The organism is Helicobacter bizzozeronii (assembly GCF_900196775.1).
GTDB lineage: Bacteria > Campylobacterota > Campylobacteria > Campylobacterales > Helicobacteraceae > Helicobacter > Helicobacter bizzozeronii.
On sequence record NZ_FZLB01000103.1, the window covers coordinates 1 to 1,304 of the forward strand.

Annotated in this window: 1 protein-coding gene; it reads left to right on the forward strand. The window is 44.3% G+C overall.

Going from position 1 to position 1,304, the window contains the following annotated elements; translation table 11 throughout:
* Positions 1-558: 558 nt before the first annotated feature.
* Positions 559-1,304: hypothetical protein (locus tag C5684_RS08695; protein WP_158650242.1), on the forward strand; the 746-nt coding region annotated here is incomplete at its 3' end.

Genomic DNA, 1,304 nt, shown 5'->3' on the forward strand with positions numbered 1-1,304 from the left:
TGAAGATTTTTCCATGCCATATCTGTGCGCCGATGGTGAGCCCTAGAGACCCAAACCATTGGGCACTACAAGTTGTTATGGGAGCGAGCATACAGAGGAATTTGCGCATGGGGCTTCCTAGTGGTTTTGGGGCATTATAACACGCAATAATTATAATTGCAATTCTTAATGTTCTAGCCCAAAGACTGCTTGTCTGTAAAGTAGGTGTTGGGCAACGCATTAATACGCATAAACCCCCTTCAATATGGAGTTACGACCCCCAAGTCTAACATGTCTGTTTGAACAGCTCGTTAAAAGGTCAGTATGCTATCATGGGCTTAAATTGTAAGAAAAGCATCTTTCAAAATTTGCCAAGACTTAAGGGTGTCTCTTATGCTAAATGTTTTTAACTCTACACCTCCCAGTGTTGCGACACTAAAATCACTCCTCTCCACTCTCTATTTGCTCATTGCCCTTTTAAACCCCATCTAGGCTTTCAATCTTAACTTAGCCATCTATGAGGAATATGTTGGACCCAGAGCAGACACTTGCCCGGGGGATTTGATCAAAGATGAGGCGTTGCAAGATAAGGTGATATGCGACATCTATGGCAATGCTCGGGATTCAGGAGATATTGATCTAGCTATTCTCAATCGCTTTTACAGCGATTTTTACCACCAAGTGCGCGCAGGGGTGAGCCCACAAGATCGCCAAAAGGTGCGCCAAATCTCTTTAAAAGCAATCCGTCAAAGGAGCAAGGAATGTATCAAAGAGACAGAGGCAAACTTAGAGAATTGGCCACAAGAGAGCCCTGAAGACCCCCCTCCTCCACCCGGTTACTACCCTATGGAAGTTAGCAATTGCATGGAAGATGCCTATGCTAATGCGTTTAGACAAATTAGTGCCCTGCTCTTTGCTAACCCCCAATACACCCCTATTTTTAAAAACTTTTTCTATACCGATCCCCAAAAATACCACAAGCTCATTTTAAACACACAGGACTACCCTCCCATGTATCAATTCTCAAGGCAAGCCGCCCAAGATGATTTGATGGATAAAAATGGCAAGTGGCAGTCCCCTGAAATTAGGGAAGCGCATAGGGATGTGCGCCAATGGCTCACAGCCTACCTGCAAGGGCGAGATAAAAACTTGCCTAAAAATTACAACCCACGCGATCTCTCTCAAGGCTATATCTCCGATACCAAAACCCTCAAGCAAGGACAAGATGTCTATACCTTCATCTTAGAGATATGGATAAGAGACTCCCCTCCTAATGAATTCCCTTACCACTCTTGTTTGGGCATCTTGCACCAAGGGCAATTACA